A 22,426-nucleotide genomic window follows, 5' to 3' on the forward strand; every position below is an offset into this window, starting at 1 on the left:
GCATTCTGTGCGATAAATTTTAATTAGATATCTCAACATAAAGATACTTGATATGAACATTTTCTTCGCCATGATTCCTGCCTTCCTGTGGGGAACCACCTACGCTGTCACTAAATCCACCTTGGCCGACTGGCCACCTTTGGCACTGGGAGCGCTGCGTGCACTGCCTGCCGGTCTGCTGCTGCTTGCTCTAAAACCAAGCTGGCCGGATAAAACAAGCTGGAAAACGCTGGGCATGGTTGGCCTGGTCAATATCGCCGCATTCTTCAGCCTGATCTTTGTTATGGCTTTGACGTTGCCATCCGCCATTTCGGGGGTCGGGATGGTGTCTGTCCCTGTCTTTGCCATGGGCTACCACTGGCTCGTCCGTCGTCAACGTCCGTCGCTTATTCAGTTGATGTGTGGTCTTGGCCTGGTGCTGCTGGCCTGGATGCTGTTTGATCCTAAAACCCTCAGTCTCAACCCGCTTGGTCTGCTGGCCATGCTGGCGGCGATTATGTGTATCATCTTTGGTTCAACCCTGACCAAAGCCCTGGGCGGACGCATTCACTGGTGGTCAGTACTGACCTGGCAACTGATCATTGGCGGCCTGGCGCTGAGCGCGGCGGCAATGGTGCACGCTTTCATTGAACCGCACGCCTATCTGGAGGCCCTGCATCACTTTTCTGCCCGCAACGCGATTGGCATCATCTGGATAGCGCTGGCCAATACTGTCATCGGTTATGGTTTGTATGTGTGGCTGCTGCAACGTATGTCGGTAGTGGATTTTACCTTTGGCGGTATCGCTAACCCAGTGGCCGGTATTGTTTGCGGAGGCTTGTTACTGGATGAATTTTACCAACCGCAGCAATATGCCCTGATGGCCGGAATGATAGTCATGTCACTATTACCTCAGGTCATCGCCCTGCTGCGTCAGCGCCGCCCGTTAAAACTGGCTGCTCACTCATGAGCGGCCTGATCTGATTAGGTTTTGATCTATATAGATAAAAGCACTCGGCTAAACCCTATCTGGCTCATAGAATCCTTACATATCATGCGTTTTTTAAAGCATTACTGACCAAACTCAGCTACTATTTGTTAATCAAATGGTTATCGCCTAGTGACTTCCGATACATAATGACTGACGACGATTTCAAAAAATCCACGGCCAACCTCAAACAAGCCGTTCCACTGATGATCAAAAACCATGTTGCCGCGACGCCTGCCAACTACGCGCTCTGGTACACCTATGTCGATAACAGTATGCCGCAGCTGAATGAGGAGATGGACGCCATTCTGGCCAACTTCGATCTGTTCCCGCCAGCCACTGGTGAGCATCTGTACAAGACGCACATAGCGACCAAAGCCGAAACCAGCGTCAGTGAACTACGCACCAATATCGAATTGCTGGCCAATGAAATCTGCTGCTCCATGTCAGACACCATGACGGACACCAGTGCATTTGAAGCCGCTATTGATAAAAGCCTGAATGACCTTGAACGGGTTGAGCACGAAGAGCTTTCCATCGAGGAAGTGATGGTCAGGATTCGTCAGTTTGTCAGTGAATCACACGATATCCGTCATTCGACCCGTTTTCTCAACAATCAGTTACAGAGTGCCAGTCAGGAAATATCACGCCTCAAAGCGCAACTGGCGGCGGTACAGCGCGATGCCCTGTTTGACAGCCTGTCTGGTCTGTATAACCGCCGCGCCTTTAATGATGACCTGGCGGCCCTGATGCATGGCCACCAGCCAATGAGCCTTATTTTGCTCGACCTCGATCATTTTAAGAGCTTTAACGACGAATTTGGTCACCTGTTCGGCGACAATATTATACGCAGCCTGGGCAAGCGTCTGCAGGCCAGTTGCCGGGAAGGTATTACCGCTTATCGTTTTGGCGGCGAAGAGTTTGCGCTAATCCTGCCGAATAAATCATTGCGCAGCGCACGTCAGTTTCGCAGATACATTGCGTCGCTCAATTGAAAAACTCAAGGTACGCGATCGCCGCAGTAATAACCAGGTCGGTAACATTACCGCCTCATTCGGCGTTTCGCAGCGTGATGAACTTGATAGCGCACAGTCACTGCTCGATCGGGCTGACAAAATGCTGTACGACGCGAAGAACCTCGGACGTAACCGGGTGATGCCGATTTAACCAGGCGCTTCAAGCAGCACAGAACAGCTTTACGAAACGCTGAGACAATAAAAAATCCACCGATTCAACCCGGTGGATTTTTTATTACTGAAGAGCTTAAGCAAAGCAAACGCTTTGGCTTGTATTGCTGTGATAACCATTGTGCGGATTTGTATAGCTATGCGGCTTTTCACCGCCAAACCTTGTTTACCGCAAAACCTTGTTCACCACGAACCTTGCTGTCACAGATTAAAACAGTAGCTCAGGCAGTAGTCTTCTCCGCTTTTCGACGTATATTCTTTATCCTCACTGCACGCCTGTGGTCGGCCACGCTCGTCTCCTTTGATAAGGCTTATCCAGTGGCGCATCCCCGCGGTCGGTTCAGTTTCATCACACATCTGACAGAAGGTAGTGCAGGTCTCAAGCTGAATATCGTCTATTTCCACCAACTCAACACAGCCTGTTCCTTTCATGCAGCCCAGCAACACTTCAACATGGCAGCCACTGCCATCACGCAGCAGGATCGAGCACGGATTGTCTTTTCCACCAGTGTACGCCACAAAGTGTTTCGGATATTTCAATCCGCTGTGTGTGCCGTCTTTGAAATAGGCCAGTACGTGACTGTAATCAATCATGTAGCTGGTCACGTCCTGGTGAGAGCCACTTTCCAGCGGAAACAGGCGGTCAAGCAACTGTTTGGCTTTGGCTTGTTTTTCACACTGTTTATCAGCGCTGATCGTCTCGACGGCGAAGACAGCTTCAGCGATAAATGGCTTTGGTTGTTGTTGGATTTCTGTTTTATCGAATGTCAGCATATTCATCGTCTTTCCCTCATGGATAACCCAAAATGTTTCGTCCTGCGCATTCACATCAAGCTGGTTAAGTATTTTTGTTTTCCAGTTTGTGACTTGCTTATTTGGTAGACTAGCGGATTTTTTACTACAATTTCACAACAAAAATTTTACAATGTGAATTTTACAAAATGGCCGTGTCAAAAAGCTTAGTCAGACAATCTCATTTTCTTGGAACTAAAGTCAGAAACCTGAGAAAACGCAATCACTTAACGATGGAGGATCTCTCCGCACGCTGTATTCGGGTCAATCCGGAGTACGCGCCATCCGTGTCCTACTTGTCGATGATTGAACGGGGCAAGCGGGTACCGAGTGTGGAAATGCTTGAGGTGATCGCCAATGTATTTCAAAAAGATCCAGCCTGGTTTCTCGATGACGAGCCGGAGCAGGCCGACATCACCCCGGACAAAGGTAACCGCGGCGGGATTAGCGGCATGGCTCTGGAGCCAAGCTTTTTGTTCTCGAACGACATTTTGCAGATTGCCATACCAGAAATGCTGTCACAAACCGGCATTACCGGCCGCCAGTTTGCTCATCTGCTGATCCGTGCTCACCAGGAAAGCCTGCAGAACCATTTCCCCGATTTGGAACGTGCAGCTGAAGAGGTCGGGCTCAAACGTCTGAATCTGGCGGTGGAAGATCTGTTCGATATCGCCAAAAGCCTGGGGCTGAATATTCGCTGGGTGCAGCGTACCCCGCGTGACGTGGTGGACGAGCTTGGGGTGAGTGCCAAACAGCTTATCACCTCATTTTTTGAACCTCCCGGCACCATTTATCTCAATGAAATCCTGCGCCAGCACCCGACACGGCTTAAATATGACTTGGCGGTCTACATTGGCCACAATGTGCTGCATAGCAAAGACGGCCTGAAAAGCGTGCTCACGGTCGGCCACACGCAAGGCTGGGAAGAGCAAGACAGCCAGCCTACTTCAGAGCTGAACTCACAGGACATTCTGCAGGCGTGGCGAGACTTTGAATCGAGCTTTTATGCCGGTGCCCTGCTGTGCCCGAAAGTCCCGTTCCGCCAACTGCTCGACCGCAATGGCTATGAGATTGATGTGCACCTCAAAGCCGGCGTGTCACCGTCAGTCGCGATGCGCCGTATGACGGTCGTATCCCCCTATCCGTACTGGCACTATTTCGATGCTTACGGCGAAGGAAAGCTTAAAGCGGTTTATCGTGGGAATGGTATCCCTCTGCCCTGGGGTAATATGCGCAAAGTTAACGACCCCTGTCAGCACTGGGCAGTTTTCCGTCGCCTGTCTGAGCCTCAACCGGACAGCTCCGCACAGATCTCTATTCTCAACGTCGGCGACGAGCCGCGCATTTACTGCTGTGAATCGGTTAACATGACCGATCCTGCCGGCAACAACCGGGTGTTGTGCGCAGGCATTGATCTCAACCCCGCCATTGCAGCGCAAGGCGGGGATGCACTGGCCATTGCAGAAGAGCTGAAAGCGTCTTGCGTCAGTCACGGCGGGAGTACGGTGATTCCGGGCGCAATTAAGAAAGATTTACTTACTATCGCAAAAATTCTTAATATCAACTGGATTGAACGTGGGATTGAAAATGAAGCGCGCTTGATTTGCTCACGTGGTGCGGTCTGTCCGCGTCAGCCAAGCTGCTATGCAAAATGTGGTGGCGAAGAGTAAAAGCCACACCATATCCGGCCAGCTAATAGATTCATTTGAATGAGTTAATTGTCGGGAAAAGAGCAAAAAAAAGCCAATCGCAATAAAGGCGGTTGGCTATATATAGATGTGAACAAGATGGTTCACTAACAACGTCAGTTGGCTAGGTGACCCTCGGCTTAAAAGGGTCAATGTATATAAAGCACATAGCGTGCCAACTTATAAAATGCTTTAAATACGGGGTTAGCGGTGAAAAATAGAACGATTTCATTACAACTGATGTCATAATACAATTGCGATTTGCAAATAATTGCAATATGCAAAGCTAATGAGCAACTAAACACTAACAATAGAATTGCATATTGCGGGAAGCGCAGAAAAGTATGCTAAGACGGAGCTGAAGAAACGCAAGCCAGCTTAACAAGTGCAAACCATATTTAAGAAATGCAAACCATGCCTAAGAAATGCAAACAAAGCAACTAGAGACGGTCGAACCAGCTCTAATCGGTCAGATGGCGGCGTTTCGCATTATACATACGTTCATCGGCACGCTTGAGCATCGCATCAGGATCGCAGAATCCTTCTGAGAACACAGCGTGGCCGATACTGACTCTTAAATCAATGCTCTGCCCTTCATAGATGACCGGAGTGTGGCACAGCTCATTATCAATGGCCTGAATAACGAAGCTCACATCATCAAAATTAGCGATTCGCGGTAATAAAACCAAAAACTCGTCGCCGCCAATCCGGGCAACAACGTCCGAGCCGCGCAGCACAGATTTCATTCTCCGGGCACTTTCCACCAACACTTTGTCACCAGCAGCATGGCCAAAGGTATCATTGATCTGTTTAAACTTGTCCAGATCGATATTGAGCAAAGCGAAATTGTCGGTTTTACCGGACTTTTGCGCATGTTCAAAAAAACGCTCCAGAGTAAAAATAAAATAGCGCCGATTGGGTAAATGGGTCATCTCATCGTACATGGCTCGAATGTCCGCCGAGCGATAGAGGCGGTAAATGATCACAAACGCAATGGTGAGCAACAGCATCAGCGGATAGCCGATAAAACGAACCAGGTTACGCTGATAACTATCAAGCTTAACGAGAGGATCTTTTTTTTCACGCGCAGCCAGCTGCCAGCTGCCGTAAGGAAAACGCACCGTCTCAGTGGCAACGGCTTGCTGAAAGGTCTCATGTTCGCCGTAAAACAGGTCGCCGTGGCTTCCGGTGCTATTGGCACCACGAATCGCCACATCATAATTTTGCTCTAATTCGCCGATCCCCGATTCTGCGAGCAAAGACTCCCAGTCGAGCACCAGGCTACAGGCTCCCCAATAGCGGGTATTGGCCGGCGGATCAGTAAAAACCGGCACACGCACGATAAGCGAGCGCCCCCCCTGAACCAAATCAAATGGTCCGGCGATGAAAATCTTCTTCAACTGGCGGGCTTTCACTATCGAATCCCACTGACTGGGAATAGTGCGGTAATCCAATCCCAGCACGGACTGGTTATTTTTCAGCGGATAGACAAATTTGACCACATCATCCGGCGCCAGACCAATAACCTTAACGTGACTGACTTCGCCCATGACATGTCTGGCCAATTCATCCCATTCCTGCAACGTGGAGTCAGGGCGCAGAGTGACCAGCGTCGACAAACTGTTGGCTGAATAGATATCGGACAGAATGGAGGCTTCAAGACGATAACGAATCAGAGACAACTCTTCTCGCGCGCCGGCTTGTAACCCGTCACGCATGTAAGTACGCTGATAATTCTGTAGTGTTTCTATGATGGCAATGCAGGAGAGGATAAAAATAACAAGCAGCGCACGGACACCCATTCGTTTACCTGAGGTCAGAGTCATCGCGCTTATCTCCTGTTACTGTGTACGAGCCGCCCCGTTATAGCGGGCTTTATGAGACTACAACATTTAGAATAAACAAATCAGTCGTTAAATCCACACTTAAATTGTTATTTTGTTTGTATAAATTATGGAAAAAGAGACATCAGGATTATTTGATGACAGCCCGCAATGGATCGATATTGCGGATGGACGTTTGCTGTGGATCGAGCATTTTCTTCCTCAGGCAGCGGCGAGCGAGATTCAGTCCGCACTGATGCGTGAACTCGACTGGCAGCAAGAAGCCATCACTCTGTTTGGTAAGAGGGTCCTTCAGCCGCGCCTGCAAGCCTGGTATGGCGATCAAAGTTATACCTATTCAGGGCTGACTATGGCGCCCAAACCCTGGACTCCGACCCTGAAGACGCTGCGCCAACAATGTGAACGAGCCGCACACTCATCATTTAATTCAGTGCTGGCCAACTTGTATCGCGATGGACAAGACTCTATGGGCTGGCATCAGGACAACGAACCGGAAACTGGGCCATCAGCCTGTCATTGCCTCGTTGTCATTCGGTGAAACCCGTCGTTTTATGTTAAAGCATCTACACAGCAAAGAAAAATTCGAACTGCCACTTGGGCACGGCTCACTGCTGGTGATGGCAGGCCCTACTCAGCACTACTGGCAGCATAGTGTACCAAAAACCGCAAAGCCCAGAGAACCACGTATCAATCTGACTTTTCGCCATATTTACCCTTAGAAGGTTCAATATTGCTGCGTTTTTTTACACAAGCCTGACATCAGTTTCACTTCACATTCGGGCTATCATCTATGCTTAGTGGTCATGAATGGTCATATTCAGGCTTACTATGTTGCTACCTCGTTCCTACCTAATCAGCATACTTTCTGCAGCGCTGCTGCTGCCATATCCGGCGCTTGCCGCGCCAATGGCTCAGTCAGACAGCGCCAATGAAAGTAATAGCGCGTCGGTTGACAATTATGCTTACACTGCCGATCTGATTCGAAATACCTTTGAAAGTCAGTTGTACACACTGCCCGCTTTTAAGGAAGGTCATTATGGCCTGAGAATGTATCGCCAGACGCTTGATGACAAATACGCCGCAGCGGTGTGGAGTGACATGGCCAGAGTGGCCAGTCAGCTCAATTATTTTGCGGCTGAAGTGAATACCCCCGAGCAAATTTACCTCTATTCGCAACAAAAGCTGGCCAGCTATAGTAAAGACCCGTCGATTCGTTCCAAATTGCGTTACACAGTATCGAAACATACCCCGGAATATCTCTACCTTGGCCTTGATTTACTCGGCAGCATGGCCAGGGCCAATGAATATGGCCTCAAACATCGCTCCGATCAGCTGTTCAGGAAGATCATCCGTCGCTACGACTTCAGCAACTATGCCACCAATCCGGAAATGATCCGGGCCTGGGCCGCTCAGCTGGCCAATCAGGTTTACTGGCTACGTCAATTAGGCGAACAAGATGTGGTCAATAAGTTTATTCAGGCGTTTCGCGCCACATACCCGGATAGTGAGGATGATGACCTGTCACCACAGCAATTTGAAAATAAATTGTATGGCATGACACACATTATCTTCGCCGATTCTGAATACTATCAACATCTGGTCAGTGAACAGCAGCATCAGTGGATATACGATTACCTGCGCGCCAATATCGATACCATATTGCAGCATGCCAAAGAAGATGTGATTGCCGAAGTGGGCATCAGTTTCTTACTCGCAGGGCTGGATGATGATCCGGTGGTCGAAAAGACCCGCCAGGCCATCGTTCAGGCAGTGAATAAAGAAGCGGGTATGGTGCCTTCCGTCAGAGGTGGCACCAACCTTGCCCGGGGTGAACACCGTAATGTGCTGGCGATTATGCTGCTCGACTGGCAGGGCGTACATGAAGTACCAACGTTCGCCCATCAGCCGGACATTTTTGCCGACTTGCCGTTTGGACTGGAACCGGCCAAGGTCGCTCCCAGCCCCACTCCGGCCATCCAATAAAGCGCCCCAATAGAAAAGGAACAGAAGTAACGTCTCAGGCGGAATGCAGTTTGTGAGCGGTGGCCGCTTTCCACAGCATTGGTAAGACATTGGTCATCATGGTCGCGACAACAATCAGCAGCAGTCCGAGGTTCTGAACCGGGCTGTACTGCACATCGAAAAACACCACCTGCAACACCGCTGAGAACAGCAGATTCGTAAAAATCAGCGGTGCCAACTGAGAACCGGACTCAGCCAGTCGATACGCCTTGGAACGAAAGATCTGCGTATTAATCACCAACAGGGAAACCGCGAGCAACGAACCGGCAATCACCAAGACTTGCGGGTTAAAGGTCAATTGGGCCGCAGCTTGCCATGGCACCAAGGCGAGCATCGGCAACAAAACAATCGAGGCGATACCCAGGCTCCACAGATTGATATCGACCGAGCGCATGTTACTTTTCGATACCCGATACAGACACAGCTGAGACGCCGCGTTAAGCACTCCAGCCAACAGGCCTGACATCAACTCCGGACGCCACTCGACATGTCCGACACTGCCGGACAACATCACCACGCCAGTAAACGTACTGACTAACCCAGCCAACGTCGTCCAGGGCATGCGAACACCAAAAAAGAGTTTTTCTAACAACGGAATGAACAGCGGTCCGGTACTGAACAACACCACACTTTCAACCAGCGTTAAATGTTGCAGCGAATAGATGAAACAGAGCTGACACGCAGCCAGGCACAATGCCCGCATCGCCAGCGGCTTGTACATATTGCGCGTTGGCATACGCAATTGAGTCAACGCCAGAAACACCAGCAAAATCAGTGACGGAATGGCAAAACGCAGCACACTCAGCAGACTGAGTGGTAATACAGTGGTCAGGTACTTGGTCAGTAAACCTGTGATGGACAGGCTGGCGGTTGACGACAGCATAAACACCACAGGTAATAATTTGTTGGGCATGGAATTCTCCTTCATCTGGCGCTTATATTACGTCAGTGACAGCGGAAAAAATAACGAGTAATATTGACCAAACCTGTTAGAAAAACTTACATATGCGAAAACTACTGCCTCTTAAATCCCTGTACTCATTCATCGCTGTGGCCGAAACCGGCAGCATGACTGAAGCGGCACAGGTACTCAATGTCAGTCACTCAGCAGTAAGCCAGGCGATTAAGTCACTTGAAAGTCAGCTCAATCAGCCGCTGTTTAACCGGATCGGACGCAGTGTGGCCCTCAATAGTGCCGGTAAAAAATATTACCGCCAGATCGCCCCGGCACTGGAACAGATTGTCGATGCAACCGAATCCATGCTGGTAAGCAATACCCCAAACCGCCTCACTCTCAACATGATTAACTCTCTGGCGTTGCATTGGTGGATCCCGCGCGTACCTAAATTCCAGCAATTTGCGCCGGAAATTGATATCCGCATCTCGACCCTGACCGGTGTCTTTTCACTTGAAGCCGAAGGCGTTGATGTGGCGTTGATCCACGGTATCAAAGAGGAATGGCAGGACTATTATTGTGAAAAACTGGCTGATGACGAACTCAGTCTGGTCGCACATCCGGAGTTAATTCAGGCACTGGCCGACACCAGCACAGAGTCGGTCATTCGGCATTACCCGGCCATTTTTGCCGCCAACACCCGGCGTCAGGATGACTGGAAAATATGGTGCAATGCCAACCAGGTCTCACTGCCCAAACAGCATAAAAACCTGACGTTTACCACCTCCGCTCAGGCTGTACAGGCGACGATGCGCAAACTGGGTGTGTTTGTTACCCATCGCCAGTTTGTGCGCGAAGAGATCGAGCATGGTCTGCTGACTGAAATCGGCCAGGTTACCGTGCATCCGAAGCAGGGGTTTTATTTTGCCTGCCAGAGAGACAAACTGACTCTTGAAAGCGTCATGTTACTGCGCACCTGGCTGACACAGGAATTTTCACAGGCCTAGCGAGTTCACAGGTGTAGTAAGTTCACAGGCGTAGTAAGATTGGATTAAAGTCCGGCACAATTCGTGCTCAGCCAAATCAGGTATCAGCGCCGGGCATCCCCTTCCCTTAATATCTTTATTCCTAGACGTAAATATCCCTAATTGTTCAAAGGTTGAATTAAGTCACATCCTTTTTTTCATACCTTGCTTCAGACAAAAAAATCTAATCTAGACTTTAATCGAGCGGGTTTACAACATAAGGATATGATACCCATGGGTAATCTGGTCGGGAGTCGACTCAGAGAGATGGCAGAACTGGGCCAGATACGTAAACAACAAATTGTGCAGATAAGTTTCTCTGCTTACAGTACTCGTGCTGGTGCTGTATACAGTGCTCGACGCTGCAAATGAAAGTTGGTGGTATCTGGGCTTTAACATTGTCTGTTCGCTCCTTGTCGGTAGCAGTCTGCTCTATTCTCGCAAACACTCTTTTAGTCTGGCTGGCTATGTGCTCACTGCGGTACTTCTGGCCCAGGCGGTAATGCTTTTTTCGATGGGAGAACTCCACCCCAACCGACTTTTCTGGCTGTACCCGATCATCGCCACGATCATTTTCATCAACCGCTTCCCTGTTGGCCTGCTGCTCAGTGGCGGATTTTGCCTGTTAAGCACTCTGGCCATCTATAGCCGTCATCCCGGCCTTGGCGGAGAAGCGATGGCTGCCGATCGCTTGATCATCAGTCTGCTGGTGCTAAGCATTATCTGTAATATTTGCGCCTACTTATACACTCAGGCGGCAGAATATATTCAGTCACTTTATCAGGAAGGGCTGGAAGATATGGCCTACACCGATCGCCTGACCGGCCTGGCGAATCGCTGGAGTTTTGAGAACTGGGCTAAAGGCAAACTGGAGCAACAAATAGACCAGAAGTCACTGACGGCTCTGGTATTTATTGATATCGATAACTTCAAAACAATTAATGACAGTTATGGTCATCAGATAGGCGACCAGGTGTTGAAACACTTTGCTCAACGCCTGAAAAATAACGTCCGACACCGCGATCGGGGGACAGAACAGGACGACTATTCCATTGCGCGCTTTGCCGGCGATGAGTTTGTCATCCTGCTTTATGGGGTAAAGAATAAAATCGATCTCGACCATATACTTGAGCGTATCAGCCACCTTTTTCATGACAAACTACAAGAAGAGAACCGCACCTTGTTTAAACAGCTCACCGTCAGTGCCGGTGCCGCGCTGTTTCCGCACGACGCCAATACCCTGGAAGAGTTGACCCGCTGCGCAGATAAGGCGATGTATGCCGCCAAGCATCATGGCAAGAATCAGTATTGCTATTACCATACATTATCTGAAACGCATTCTCTCGAAGGCGCGATAACTCACAACACAGTCACACCTCTGCGCGCGGTCAGGCAGACATGTACATCAACCACAAGCCAGTGATAGCAAACACCACCAGCCAGATAGCATAACGGGCCGTATTAGGTTTATCAGGTTTGGGCTTGATCACCGGGCGCATCGCGACTCGCCTGGCTCTGCGGGCAACTTCCACGATCGAGGGTTCTTCAAGCTGTCTCTGCTCTTCTCGCTTTTGTTCCGCATGATTCGCCGCACGGGTAAAACGTTGCAGTTGATCCAGCGTTAAGTCTTTGTCCGGGTCATAACGCGGGTTTCTGATCAGTATGTTTGGGAAGTACAGCCATAGTGACCTCCTCACTATTCTCTATCTCGTTGGTCGTCATCCACTGATTTTGTTACAGCATATTATTTCAAACTAAGTCCAAATCATTGACCAAAAATAACTGCGCTATAACACGTGATGACACGCAAAACATCAATCACAAGCATTACGGGCTTTCAGGGCTTAGTGCCTCGCCAAACAGCCGCGTTAATCAAATCTATTCTTGTGGGTAAAACCTATTCTTGTGCTTAAAAAACCGCTGATTTAAGTATAGTTGAGAGATAAAAATCCGCATCATTCACAAGGTTGTTCAAATATCTTGAATGACTGCCTCAACTGTAACGGCTCCTCTTTCTAGTGCACTGCACTACAATTGCGCCATGTTCTACCAACGGAGAAGAACCATGAGCAAAGCAAGAGCCATTCGACAGTTGATCCCTGCACAAGCCACCTCAGACGGTGACGGCGTTAAAATTCGTCGTGTTGCAGGATTTAACAACGCGAGTTTCTCTCCATTTTTGATGGTAGATGAATTGAAATCCGATGACCGCGCCGATTATGTCGGTGGTTTTCCACCTCATCCGCATCGTGGTATCGAAACCCTGACTTATATGATGCGGGGACACTTTCAGCATCGTGACCATATGGGCAATGTCGGCGAGCTTCGCAGTGGCGGCGCACAATGGATGGCGGCTGGACGCGGTGTGATTCACAGCGAAATGCCGATTATGGAAGACGGCGATCTGCACGGTTTCCAGATTTGGATTAACCAACCGGCTCGCGACAAGATGATCCCGGCTCGCTACCATGATTTTCAGCCGGAAAGCATCACTGAACATAGTACAGAGACACTGGGCTTACTGCGCGTATTAGCCGGGGATATCAATGCCAATGGTGACCAATTGCAGGGGCCGCTGACACAAACCGGTGTACCAGCAACCGTCGCAGACTGGCGTGCAGGTACAGGCCAGTCACTGGCCATGCGTACCATTGAGACCTACAACATGATGGTGTACGTCTACCAAGGGGCGATTAATATTGATGGTCATCTGGTCAAGCAAGGTGAGATGGCGATGTTAACGCATGGCGATCACGCAGAATTGGCTGCCCTGCAATCCAGCGGCGCACTGATTTTTTACGGTGAGCCGATTCATGAGCCAGTGGTCCATTACGGTCCGTTCGTCATGAACAGCATCGATGAAATTGAGCAGGCGATTAACGATTACAACAGCGGTATTTTTGAGACGTATTAATCGAAACATCAATCAACCCAGATGTTGATTGACCAAAGAAGTGCTTAAAAGCGTAAGTGATTAACTGATTTCCTGATTGACTGTTTTGCCGAGCCTACATGGTCTCAGCTCTCGACACAAAAAGTGAATATCCACTGCCATTCCTTTTTGTTTTTGCCACACTCATTACGAGTGTGGCATTTTTATTGGCGCTCACTTCTGTGCCAAAACGGAGCCGTCACGACAAACAGGACACGCCAATTGATGGCCAGCGGGCAGAATCTGCAAAGCTCGGCCCAACCACCAACTACTTATTACAGGTATTCACACAAGTAAGCGGTAGTTGTTGCCACTTTTACATCAAACGATGAATCACCTTCAACATCGAACGCTTCGCCTGCGTTAAAGGTCTGCCAGTCTGCATCAGTGGTACGTTTAATAGTCAGCGCACCGCTCACTACTGTCATGCGTTTCCGGCGCACCTGTGCCGAACGTGTACTCACCGACAGACATCACACCCACACTGATGGTGTTTGATTCCTGCTGAAAAGCCAGAGATTTTACATTCCCGTCGAAATAGGTGTTTTCCTTAATCATTTTTCTTCCTTGTCAAAGTGTATTCATCACTAACCTGTGTTAGCTGACTGTTTTTAACCTAAGTTTGACCATTACACAAGATGTAAACCATGCTTTATAACAGCCGACTGCCATCACTACCGCATAAAACAGGCTGCGGCAGATCAGTTAACCTCAGGTATGCAAATAAGTTAGCCAGGGGTATTAAGCAATTACGGCATTTCATAGCCGACAATTTGGAATAAGGATCATTCTTTGATGCGAGGAGTTTGCTCTGCGGCAGCCACTCAGACACTCTATCTCACATCGAATTTAAGGATATTTCTTCAAACAGAGTCAGCACGGGAGCAAACAGCGTGGCGACAGGTAATCAAGGAAATCGAGCGGAAAACAGCCCTGCCGGGCCGCGCTTTGGCAGTATAGCCACCAAAGCGCTTTTCTGGCTCGGACTGTGTGCCATGGCCGGTGGATTTGCCGCCCTGATCCTGGTCAGTTACCGTGATTATGTCGACCAAAGCCACGTTTACGGCACCTGGATCGAAATTGGTACGCCCGCCTATCAGACTGATGTTCTGACCCTCAGCGATCAGGGCGTATTCCGCAACGGTCGCATGGTCAGCACCCAATTTGAATTTGACGGTAAAACCATCTCCGTCAAAACCGGCGGTGGTATCAGCCTTTATCAGATGGCTGGAACCCCTAACTCGCCACAGCTCAAGCGTCTCGAACCCGAACTGCCTGCGCAACGCTTTATCAAACAAGGCTATGAACATACCGTCAGCGATGATCAGGTCGGCGGTCAGGTGCGTCGTGCCGCGCTGTCCGACCATTTTAGTGAAGAGTGAAACAGAGCAGGCATTCCCACCTCCAGGTGTAAACAGAGCTTAACCCGTCAGCACGTCGTCTTCGGGATACTTAAGCAGACTTGCCTGCGGACGAGCCAGCATATAAGCCAGCGTCAGCGGACCAATACGGCCGATGATCATCACCACAATCAGGATGTATTTACCCGGCTCGGATAAATGAGCGCTCAATCCGGCGCTGAGCCCCACTGTCGCAAATGCAGATATTGTCTCAAACAGCACCTGTTCAAAACTGGCTTGCTCTGTCAGCATGAGTAGAAACATCGCCACCGTCAGCAAAGCCCCGCTGACAACAATGATGGCGAGCGATTTAGTCACCGTTGGCCAGTTCACGGTACGCTGAAACATCACCACGTGTTTCTTCTGGCGCAAGAATGCCCAGGTCGCTGCCACCGCCACGGCAAACGTCGAGACTTTTATCCCGCCACCGGTTGACGTAGAAACCGGCACCAATCAACATCAGCATGATCATAATCAACATCGCAGGCTGAGTGAGCTGCGTCACATCGATACTATTAAATCCGGCAGTGCGCGCCGTAGCAGACTGAAAAAAGGCTGCCAGCCATTGCTGCCAGACCGGCAAAGCTTGCATTGTCGCAGGGTTATTATGCTCCAGCAGCCAGAACAGTACCGTCCCGGCCAACAGTAAAAACGCAGTTGCTGCCAGCATGATCTGGGTATGCAGGCTAAAGCAACGCCAGCCGTGGCGCCGATGCATCCACAAATCGCCGACGACAGTGAATCCCAGCCCGCCGAAAATAAACAGTCCTGCCAGTGTCAGCAACAGCATCGGCTCACCGGAATAAGCACTCATACTGTCTGAAAACAGCGAGAAACCAGCGTTATTAAACGCCGATACAGCGTGAAATAACGCATAGAACATGCCCTCTGCCCAGCCCATTTTCGGCACCCAATACCAGCACAGCAGCAGCCATCCGATACTTTCGGCAATCAGGGCAAAAATAATAATTCGCTTGACCAGATGCTGCAGGTTGACGGAGCGATCCTGTCCGAGCGCTTCTTTAGCAATCGCCTGTTGTTTGAGGCTCAGTCGCACCCCGAACAGATAAAGCAATACGGCTGACAATGTCATTTGCCCCAAACCGCCAATCTGCATCAGCAACATCAACAAAATCTTGCCTTCCAGAGTAAAATGAGAGCCGGTATCGACCACACCAAGACCGGTCACGCTGATCGCGGAAGTCGCGGTAAACAGAGCATCGGTAAAGCTAAGGCCGGTTTTAGAAAACACCGGTAGCGTCAGCAACACGGCCGCCGGCACTAACACCGAAAGAAAGCTGAGCAGAATGATTTTCGGCTCCGAGCCCTGACGCCGTTTTTTGTCCTGATCCGGGGTATAAAATATCCCGCTGCGTTCATGCTGTATCATAAGTTCTGCAACTGCTTAGTCAGGGTCTGCTGCGGGCCGACCACAATCAACATATCGCCGATTTCCAGCACAGTATCCAGTGAAGGAGAGCTAGTCACTTCCGGTCCGCGTTTAAATCCCAGCACCTGAATGCCTTTTTGATGATAAACCGGCATATCACCGATGCTTTTACCCATCATCTGAGAGCCAATGACCACCTCGGTCAGGGCGAGCCCGCTGCCGAGTTCGATAAACTCGAGAAACCCGGCGATCCAGCATCTTACGCGCAACCCTGATGCCCATGTCCCGTTCAGGCATAATCACGTGATCGGCACCGACTTTGTGCAGTATTTTGACGTGATACTTATCGTTCGCCTTCACCCACACCGATTTGGCACCGGATTCTTTGACCACTAAAGTAGTCAGAATTGAGGCATTGATATCTTCGCCAATCGCAATCAGCACCATGTCATACTCTTTCAGCTTGAGTTCAAACACTGTCTCTTCGAGGGTGCAGTTGGCAACAATGGCCTGGGTGGCAAAATTGAGCGCCATTTTGACCTTGTCTTCATCAATATCCACCGCCAGTACCTGAGCGCCCGCTTCCATCAACTCCTCACACACCGACAAACCAAATTGCCCCAGACCTATCACTGCAAACTGCTTATCACGAATCTTCATTCTTCTACCTTGTGCCAATCCGACGTCATGCAGAGTTTTCTTTCTGCCAGAAATAGAGAGTGCTAAAACGCTAAATTGTTCATTTTACATACCAAAGTTATATACCAATCCTGAGCACAACAACAATGTCCGCCGCATGTCATGTATAGAGAATAGCGAGCTTTTCTGGTAGTTTGTGCGGCAAAACTTTTCCTTTCACTTTTACTCACACAAGCACTCTCATGAGCATTGACGAACTAATCCTGCGCTTTGAACAATCCCCTTACCTGAAAGACTGGGACAACAGCGTACTCCTGATCACTCTGGCCAGTTTTCTGGCTTGGGGGATATGGCGCCTGGCCTACCGCTACCTGTTTAACCTGACCGAGAAAACCCGGATTCACTGGGATGATCTGCTGCTGCACGCACTGAAAACTCCCATCAGTACCCTGATCTGGTGCTGGCCCGGCACGATTTCGCTCGGACTGCTGCTGGATGACCACTTCCAGACCAAATTCAACTGGCTGCAAAACAGCAAGAAGCTGATGCTGATTGCCATTTTTGTCTGGATTCTGTTGCGCCTGGTCAGTGAAGTCGAACGTCACTTGCTGCTGCAACGGGTCCATGATGAAACGACAGTGCAAGCGGTATCGAAAGTGGTGCGATTACTGTTTATCATGACCGGATTGTTGTCGATCATGCAGGCATTCGGCCTAAGTCTCAAAGGACTGCTGACCTTTGGTGGCGTGGGCGGCCTGGTGGTGGGTCTGGCGGCCAAAGACCTGCTGTCAAACTTCTTTGGCGGACTGATGATCTATTTTGACCGTCCGTTTAAAGTCGGCGACTGGATCCGCTCTCCGGATCGCCAGATTGAAGGTACCGTGGAGCGCATCGGCTGGCGCATGACCATTATCCGTACCTTTGATAAGCGTCCCTTGTATGTGCCTAACTCGGTGTTCAGCAACATCGTAGTAGAGAACCCGTCCCGGATGCTCAACCGCCGCATTCATGAGACCATAGGGCTACGTTATCAGGATGCCGACAAAATAGAACGCGTCATCAACGATGTGCGTGAAATGCTGAAAAATCACCCGGATATCGATGCAGATCAGACCCTGATCGTCAATTTCAATAGCTTTGGGGCTTCCTCGCTGGATTTCTTTATTTATACCTTTACCAAAACCATCAACTGGATTCGCTTCCATGAAGTTAAGCAGGATGTGCTGTTGAAGGTAATGGCAATTGTGCGCCAGCACGGTGCCGATGTGGCCTTCCCGACCCGTACCCTGATGATTGATCCCGGCAGTCCGTCGCCACAACCCGACAAGGTATTGAGTGATTCGGTAGAAGATCCACGTTAAACCTGAGTCGGCCTTGCCAGTATGCAGGTAAAAAAAATCGCCCCGGACAGGGGCGATTTTGCCATTACATTAAAATGTGATTACTTACGTAACGCATTCAACTTAGCTTGCGCCAGACCAAAAATAGTATCCACCGGATAACTGCCATCTTCGGTTGCTACCCCGGCAGATTTGCCGGTAAACAGTTCAATCGCTTCGGTCACATGTTCAATCGCCCAGATATTGAACTCACCTTTCTCAACCGCTTTGACGATATCGGCACGCAGCATCAGGTTATGCATGTTGGAGCGCGGAATGATCACCCCTTGCCCGGCATGATGACCTTTGATTGCACACACATCAAAGAAGCCTTCGATTTTCTCGTTCACTCCGCCAATCGGCTGTGACTCACCAAACTGGTTCATCGAACCGGTAATCGCAATATCCTGACGGTTAGGTTGTTTGGAGAAAGCCGACACGATGGCACAAAACTCAGCCATGCTGGCACTGTCACCGTCAACACCACCGTAGGACTGCTCAAAGGTGATCGTAGTCGTAAGCGGTACCCGGGCGGTGCGGCCAAATACCGAGTTAAGGTAAGCCGACAAAATCATCACGCCTTTGGAGTGGATGCTGCCGCCCAAATCAACACTGCGCTCGATATCAATAATATCGCCGTCGCCGTACGATGTAGTCGCGGTAATCCGGTTTCGGCGCACCAAAAGCATGGTCGCTGGTCGCCAGCACCGACAACGCATTAACCTGGCCGACCGCCATACCATCAGTCTGGATCAGGGTGGTGCCGTTGATGAAGCTCTCCATCACCCCTTCCTGAATCCGGTTAACCCGCAATTGCTGATTATGTAGCGCCTCATCAACATGGCTTTGGCGAATCATATTCGAGTTCGCCTGACGCGCCACATAGTTGGACTCACGCAGCAGATTGGCAATATGAGCCGAATGCAGCGAGAGTTTATTTTGATCGCCGGTAATACGCGAACTGTGCTCAATAATGCGCGCGATGGCTTTACGGTCACAGTGCAGCATATTGTTGTCATGCACTATGCTGGAAATAAAACGCGCGTAATGCAGCTCGCTATCGGCACTGCGCTTCATTTCATCTTCAAAATCTGCAGTAACCCGGAACAGTTCGCTGAATTCAGGATCGTAATGAGTCAGCAGTTCATAGGTGCGGTAGTCACCAAACAGAATGATTTTGACATCCAGTGGAATCGGTTCTGGATCGAGCGAAACCGTCCCCGTCAGGGTGACCTCTTTCTCCAGCGAGGTAAAACTGAGCTGACGCGAGCGCAACGCCCGTTTAATGCCGTCCCACACATAAGGTTGCTCAAGTACTTTCACCGCATCCATCAGCAATACACCGCCATTCGCTTTATGCAAGCTGCCTGCGCGGATCAACGAGAAATCGGTAAATACGGTCCCTTTATAGGTAGCGGTTTCAACGTACCCAAACAGAGAGTGATAGTTGGGGTTCTCCTCGACCACAATCGGAAACTCTTCCGACTGACGGCTGACCAGCACGTTCACTTTGTAACGACGCGGCAATTTTTTATCCAGCGCCGCACCGGCTATCTCACTCTGCTCACCGCTTTCATCCAGGAAGATCTCGACGTTGTCGACGATATCCTTTTGCAGCTCAGTCAGGTAACTTTTTACTTCCGGATATCGGCTGTAATCCTGCTTGAGCTGCTTGATAAAGTGGCTGATCACATCCAGAGTGACATCGTCGTTAAGTTTTTTGATTTTCTCGCTGTACGACTCTTCCCACTCGGTCAGTTGGCGCACCATATTACGCAACGCCACTTCCAGCTCATCAATAATCTGACCAAACTGTTCCTGCTCTTTCTTACTCAGCGCATCAAAAGTTTCTTCAGTGTGCTGCTCTTCACCATTCATGGCGACAAACTGATAATCGCCCTGAGAGGTAATCGTCAGGCTGATGCCCTGCTCTGTAGCGATGCGCGAAATCTCTTCCAGCTCGGTTTGCTGCTTTTGCGCCAGTTGATTCTTAAGTTTCTCGGCGCGGCTGAAATAGATTTCATTATCGAACGCCAGCGGAATCGCGTTCATCAGTTTGACCATCAGTTTTTCAATATCCTGACGGAACGCCTGGCCAACCCCGCGCGGCAGCTTCAGCACACGCGGCGTACGGATATCCTCAAAGTTAGCCACATAGCACCAGTCACACAGGTGGCCGACATCGTGTTTATGCCGTTTAAGATAACGCAGGATCATGGTGCGTTTGCCAAGGCCATTTCGCCCGATGGCGTAAATGTTGTAGCCTTTTTCCTTGATGGACATGGCAAATTCGACCGCTTTCTGCGCTCGTTTCCTGACCAACAATCTCATCAATGGGAGCCAGTTCTTTTGTCGATTTACAAGGCAGTTTTTCAAGCTCTGCTACGTGGTAAAGCTGTGCTGCGTCTAGTTTTTGAATCGCCATCGCTCCCCTCCTTGGGTTTTTATACTTGTTATTTTGTAGCCTAAGTTTAGAGGCAAAGCATAGACTTTTTAGTGACTTAACCCATATTCACACCTAAGTGGACAAATAATAGCCAAATAACGGCCACAATTATAATAACAATCATTTGCAATTGATAATTATTTGCATTTAAATAATCGCTGTTGAGTTAACCGGAGAGTGATGATGGAAATAAAACAGTGCTGGACCAGCTATCAGCAGGCGGAAAATCTGCTCAAACATGGTCACTGGGCGCAAGCACGTTTTCTGTTTGAAGATGTGCTGCATTATCTGCCTGAGCATATTCAAAATGCGGCGCAGAATACCACGACCAAACCGTGCCAGATGGCCTGCCTTATCAGCGTCATGCGTGATGCGGCCATCAAACAGGCTGAGATTCTGACCAGCATGGGCCATCCGCAACGTGCGTTTGCTGTGCTCAATAACTGCTACGCCCTGCTGCAATTCACATCGATTGAGGAATCCGATCTGATTCAGTCGGTCGCCTCTGTGCTGGATCAATCCAGCGAGCTATTACTCAACCAGATGACGCAGTTTTGCCTGTCACAACGCCAGGCATCCTGGCAGTTGGAACATGAACATCTGACCAAATCCCATCACTATTTCACTCAACTCAAAGCCTACCGCGAACGCATGAGCTCGGCCGTGATGATCAACTAATTGGGTGATCAACTAATTGGGCAGTCACTGGCTGACCATCTGCTGCACAATTGCTCGATGTCAGCGTAAATAAAGTCACTCAGAAATAGTGTGAGATCGTCAGGTATCTGGCCCGGATATGCTCAATCAGCAGGCGAACTTTATTGGGTAACTGGCGGGTAAACGGGTAAACCGCATAAATACCCAGTTTTTTACCCACCTGCTGCGGAAAAATATCCACCAGCTCGCCGTTACGAAAGTCGTGATACACCAGGCAACGCGGGACATAAGCAATCCCGTGCCCGCCCAATGCGGCTTTACGCAGTGCACGGGCATCATCGGTCGAAAAGGTTCCGGACACCCGCACGATATAGGTCCCTTTCGGGCTCTTAAACTCCCACTCACTGGCTCCTGTGGTCTGATAGGCGTACTGCAGGCAGTTGTGATTAACCAGATCTTCCGGTTTGTGCAGTTTACCGTTGCGGGCAATGTAGGAAGGAGAAGCGCACACCACCCACTGTGAATCCAGGATATGACGCGCAATCAGACTGGAATCTTCCAGGTAGCCGGTGCGGATCACCAGATCAAAGCCGCCATCGACCAAATCGACAAAGCGGTTATCCAACGACATATCAACGGTCAGTCCCGGATGCAGATTACAGAACTCCGCCACTGCATCAGCCAGGATCAAATCGCCGGAAATACTCGGTACGGACATCTTGATATGTCCGCTGACATTTTCACCAAACCCCGCCACCGCATCGCTCGCTTCCTGGGTGGCTTGCTTCACATTTTTGGCACTCACCAACAACGCCTTACCCGCTTCGGTCAGCGTTAATTTACGCGTTGTCCGATATAATAGCTGAACACCCAGTTGTTCTTCCAGACGCGCCATCCTTTTACTAACTACTGAATTTGTAAGGTTATTTTGTTCAGCAACCTTACTAAAACTGCCTAATTCCACCACTTGGGCAAAAAGAATCAAATCGTCCGCACGCATTTTATTTATCAACTTTTGGAAATAATCATTTTCATTATTTCTCTATATCACCAAAAAATAAAGCAGTACATTCACGCCGTATTAACAAACCAATCACAAATATAAAAATTAGCAACCTGAGCTCTAACGTCTTACTCCTGGTGAGCAGATGAAAGCGAGAAGA

The 22,426-nt window shown here is 49.6% G+C and carries 13 protein-coding genes and 7 pseudogenes; 11 read left to right on the top strand and 9 right to left on the bottom strand.

All coding sequences use genetic code 11. The features are described from left to right. The first annotated feature begins 52 nt into the window (after positions 1 to 52). Together ABDK09_05460 and ABDK09_05465 are read left to right on the top strand one after the other, a co-directional pair. Positions 53 to 949 carry an EamA family transporter gene (locus ABDK09_05460; protein XAW87654.1) on the top strand — a complete coding sequence of 299 codons (897 nt, stop codon included), beginning with the start codon at positions 53 to 55 and terminating at the stop codon, positions 947 to 949. A gap of 167 nt (positions 950 to 1,116) precedes the next feature. Next, positions 1,117 to 2,134: pseudogene (locus ABDK09_05465) on the top strand (GGDEF domain-containing protein). A gap of 221 nt (positions 2,135 to 2,355) precedes the next feature. Here ABDK09_05465 and ABDK09_05470 read toward each other — a convergent pair. Continuing rightward, positions 2,356 to 2,934: a hypothetical protein gene (locus tag ABDK09_05470; GenBank protein XAW87655.1), complete on the bottom strand. Its 579-nt coding sequence runs from the start codon at positions 2,932 to 2,934 to the stop codon at positions 2,356 to 2,358. A gap of 161 nt (positions 2,935 to 3,095) precedes the next feature. Between ABDK09_05470 and ABDK09_05475 the strand changes: the two genes are divergently transcribed. Beyond that, positions 3,096 to 4,616 carry a DUF3612 domain-containing protein gene (locus ABDK09_05475; GenBank protein XAW87656.1) on the top strand — a complete coding sequence of 507 codons (1,521 nt, stop codon included), beginning with the start codon at positions 3,096 to 3,098 and terminating at the stop codon, positions 4,614 to 4,616. Positions 4,617 to 5,095: 479 nt separating this feature from the next. Here the strand turns inward: ABDK09_05475 and ABDK09_05480 are convergent, their stop codons facing one another. After that, entirely contained in the window at positions 5,096 to 6,460 is a 1,365-nt protein-coding gene (locus ABDK09_05480; protein XAW87657.1) for a diguanylate cyclase, read from the bottom strand. Positions 6,461 to 6,587: 127 nt separating this feature from the next. On the opposite strand from ABDK09_05480, the pseudogene ABDK09_05485 reads away from it, so the two are divergent. After that, a pseudogene (locus tag ABDK09_05485) lies at positions 6,588 to 7,197 on the top strand (alpha-ketoglutarate-dependent dioxygenase AlkB). A gap of 187 nt (positions 7,198 to 7,384) precedes the next feature. Then, the gene (locus ABDK09_05490; GenBank protein XAW88471.1) at positions 7,385 to 8,461 is read left to right on the top strand and encodes a DUF3541 domain-containing protein; all 1,077 of its coding nucleotides are present in this window, start codon (positions 7,385 to 7,387) and stop codon (positions 8,459 to 8,461) included. A 34-nt stretch (positions 8,462 to 8,495) separates the two neighbouring features. On the opposite strand, the gene ABDK09_05495 is transcribed toward ABDK09_05490, so the two are convergent. Further along, a complete protein-coding gene (locus tag ABDK09_05495; protein XAW87658.1) occupies positions 8,496 to 9,413 on the bottom strand; it encodes a DMT family transporter in 918 nt (305 codons plus the stop codon). Between the two features lie 92 nt (positions 9,414 to 9,505). On the opposite strand from ABDK09_05495, the gene ABDK09_05500 reads away from it, so the two are divergent. Together ABDK09_05500 and ABDK09_05505 are read left to right on the top strand one after the other, a co-directional pair. Further along, the gene (locus tag ABDK09_05500; protein ID XAW87659.1) at positions 9,506 to 10,402 is read left to right on the top strand and encodes a LysR substrate-binding domain-containing protein; all 897 of its coding nucleotides are present in this window, start codon (positions 9,506 to 9,508) and stop codon (positions 10,400 to 10,402) included. Between the two features lie 370 nt (positions 10,403 to 10,772). Continuing rightward, positions 10,773 to 11,843, top strand: coding sequence for a GGDEF domain-containing protein (locus ABDK09_05505; GenBank protein ID XAW87660.1), 1,071 nt, complete (start codon positions 10,773 to 10,775; stop codon positions 11,841 to 11,843). On the opposite strand, the pseudogene ABDK09_05510 reads toward ABDK09_05505, so the two are convergent. Then, positions 11,809 to 12,103 (bottom strand): annotated as a pseudogene (locus tag ABDK09_05510) (hypothetical protein). The gene ABDK09_05505 and the pseudogene ABDK09_05510 sit on opposite strands and share 35 nt — an antisense overlap. 382 nt (positions 12,104 to 12,485) lie before the next feature. On the opposite strand from ABDK09_05510, the gene ABDK09_05515 reads away from it, so the two are divergent. Next, entirely contained in the window at positions 12,486 to 13,334 is an 849-nt protein-coding gene (locus ABDK09_05515) for a pirin family protein (protein ID XAW87661.1), read from the top strand. 293 nt (positions 13,335 to 13,627) lie between these two features. Here the strand turns inward: ABDK09_05515 and ABDK09_05520 are convergent. After that, positions 13,628 to 13,910 (bottom strand): annotated as a pseudogene (locus tag ABDK09_05520) (pyrimidine/purine nucleoside phosphorylase). Positions 13,911 to 14,347: 437 nt separating this feature from the next. Here ABDK09_05520 and ABDK09_05525 point away from each other — a divergent pair. Beyond that, positions 14,348 to 14,734, top strand: coding sequence for a DUF2850 domain-containing protein (locus ABDK09_05525; protein ID XAW88472.1), 387 nt, complete (start codon positions 14,348 to 14,350; stop codon positions 14,732 to 14,734). Between the two features lie 39 nt (positions 14,735 to 14,773). Here ABDK09_05525 and ABDK09_05530 read toward each other — a convergent pair. Further along, a pseudogene (locus ABDK09_05530) lies at positions 14,774 to 16,142 on the bottom strand (TrkH family potassium uptake protein). Then, a pseudogene (locus ABDK09_05535) lies at positions 16,139 to 16,802 on the bottom strand (TrkA family potassium uptake protein). Before ABDK09_05535 ends, ABDK09_05530 begins: the two co-directional pseudogenes overlap by 4 nt. Before the next feature lie 221 nt (positions 16,803 to 17,023). Here ABDK09_05535 and ABDK09_05540 point away from each other — a divergent pair. Beyond that, positions 17,024 to 18,142: a mechanosensitive ion channel family protein gene (locus tag ABDK09_05540; GenBank protein ID XAW87662.1), complete on the top strand. Its 1,119-nt coding sequence runs from the start codon at positions 17,024 to 17,026 to the stop codon at positions 18,140 to 18,142. 80 nt (positions 18,143 to 18,222) lie between these two features. On the opposite strand, the pseudogene ABDK09_05545 reads toward ABDK09_05540, so the two are convergent. Continuing rightward, positions 18,223 to 20,585: pseudogene (locus ABDK09_05545) on the bottom strand (ATP-binding protein). A gap of 204 nt (positions 20,586 to 20,789) precedes the next feature. Between ABDK09_05545 and ABDK09_05550 the strand changes: the two are divergent. Then, the gene (locus ABDK09_05550) at positions 20,790 to 21,284 is read left to right on the top strand and encodes a hypothetical protein (protein XAW88473.1); all 495 of its coding nucleotides are present in this window, start codon (positions 20,790 to 20,792) and stop codon (positions 21,282 to 21,284) included. Positions 21,285 to 21,363: 79 nt separating this feature from the next. Here the strand turns inward: ABDK09_05550 and ABDK09_05555 are convergent, their stop codons facing one another. Then, positions 21,364 to 22,263 carry a LysR family transcriptional regulator gene (locus tag ABDK09_05555; protein XAW87663.1) on the bottom strand — a complete coding sequence of 300 codons (900 nt, stop codon included), beginning with the start codon at positions 22,261 to 22,263 and terminating at the stop codon, positions 21,364 to 21,366. Between the last annotated feature and the right edge of the window lie 163 nt (positions 22,264 to 22,426).

The sequence above is a fragment of the Vibrio sp. CDRSL-10 TSBA genome (assembly GCA_039696685.1).
GTDB lineage: Bacteria > Pseudomonadota > Gammaproteobacteria > Enterobacterales > Vibrionaceae > Vibrio.

Coding starts and splice junctions, on each gene's coding strand:
- ABDK09_05460 (XAW87654.1), top strand. CDS start 53: ATGAACATTTTCTTCGCCATGATTCCTGCCTTCCTGTGGGGAACCACC.
- ABDK09_05470 (XAW87655.1), bottom strand. CDS start 2,934: ATGAATATGCTGACATTCGATAAAACAGAAATCCAACAACAACCAAAG.
- ABDK09_05475 (XAW87656.1), top strand. CDS start 3,096: ATGGCCGTGTCAAAAAGCTTAGTCAGACAATCTCATTTTCTTGGAACT.
- ABDK09_05480 (XAW87657.1), bottom strand. CDS start 6,460: ATGACTCTGACCTCAGGTAAACGAATGGGTGTCCGTGCGCTGCTTGTT.
- ABDK09_05490 (XAW88471.1), top strand. CDS start 7,385: ATGGCTCAGTCAGACAGCGCCAATGAAAGTAATAGCGCGTCGGTTGAC.
- ABDK09_05495 (XAW87658.1), bottom strand. CDS start 9,413: ATGCCCAACAAATTATTACCTGTGGTGTTTATGCTGTCGTCAACCGCC.
- ABDK09_05500 (XAW87659.1), top strand. CDS start 9,506: ATGCGAAAACTACTGCCTCTTAAATCCCTGTACTCATTCATCGCTGTG.
- ABDK09_05515 (XAW87661.1), top strand. CDS start 12,486: ATGAGCAAAGCAAGAGCCATTCGACAGTTGATCCCTGCACAAGCCACC.
- ABDK09_05525 (XAW88472.1), top strand. CDS start 14,348: ATGGCCGGTGGATTTGCCGCCCTGATCCTGGTCAGTTACCGTGATTAT.
- ABDK09_05540 (XAW87662.1), top strand. CDS start 17,024: ATGAGCATTGACGAACTAATCCTGCGCTTTGAACAATCCCCTTACCTG.
- ABDK09_05550 (XAW88473.1), top strand. CDS start 20,790: ATGGAAATAAAACAGTGCTGGACCAGCTATCAGCAGGCGGAAAATCTG.
- ABDK09_05555 (XAW87663.1), bottom strand. CDS start 22,263: ATGCGTGCGGACGATTTGATTCTTTTTGCCCAAGTGGTGGAATTAGGC.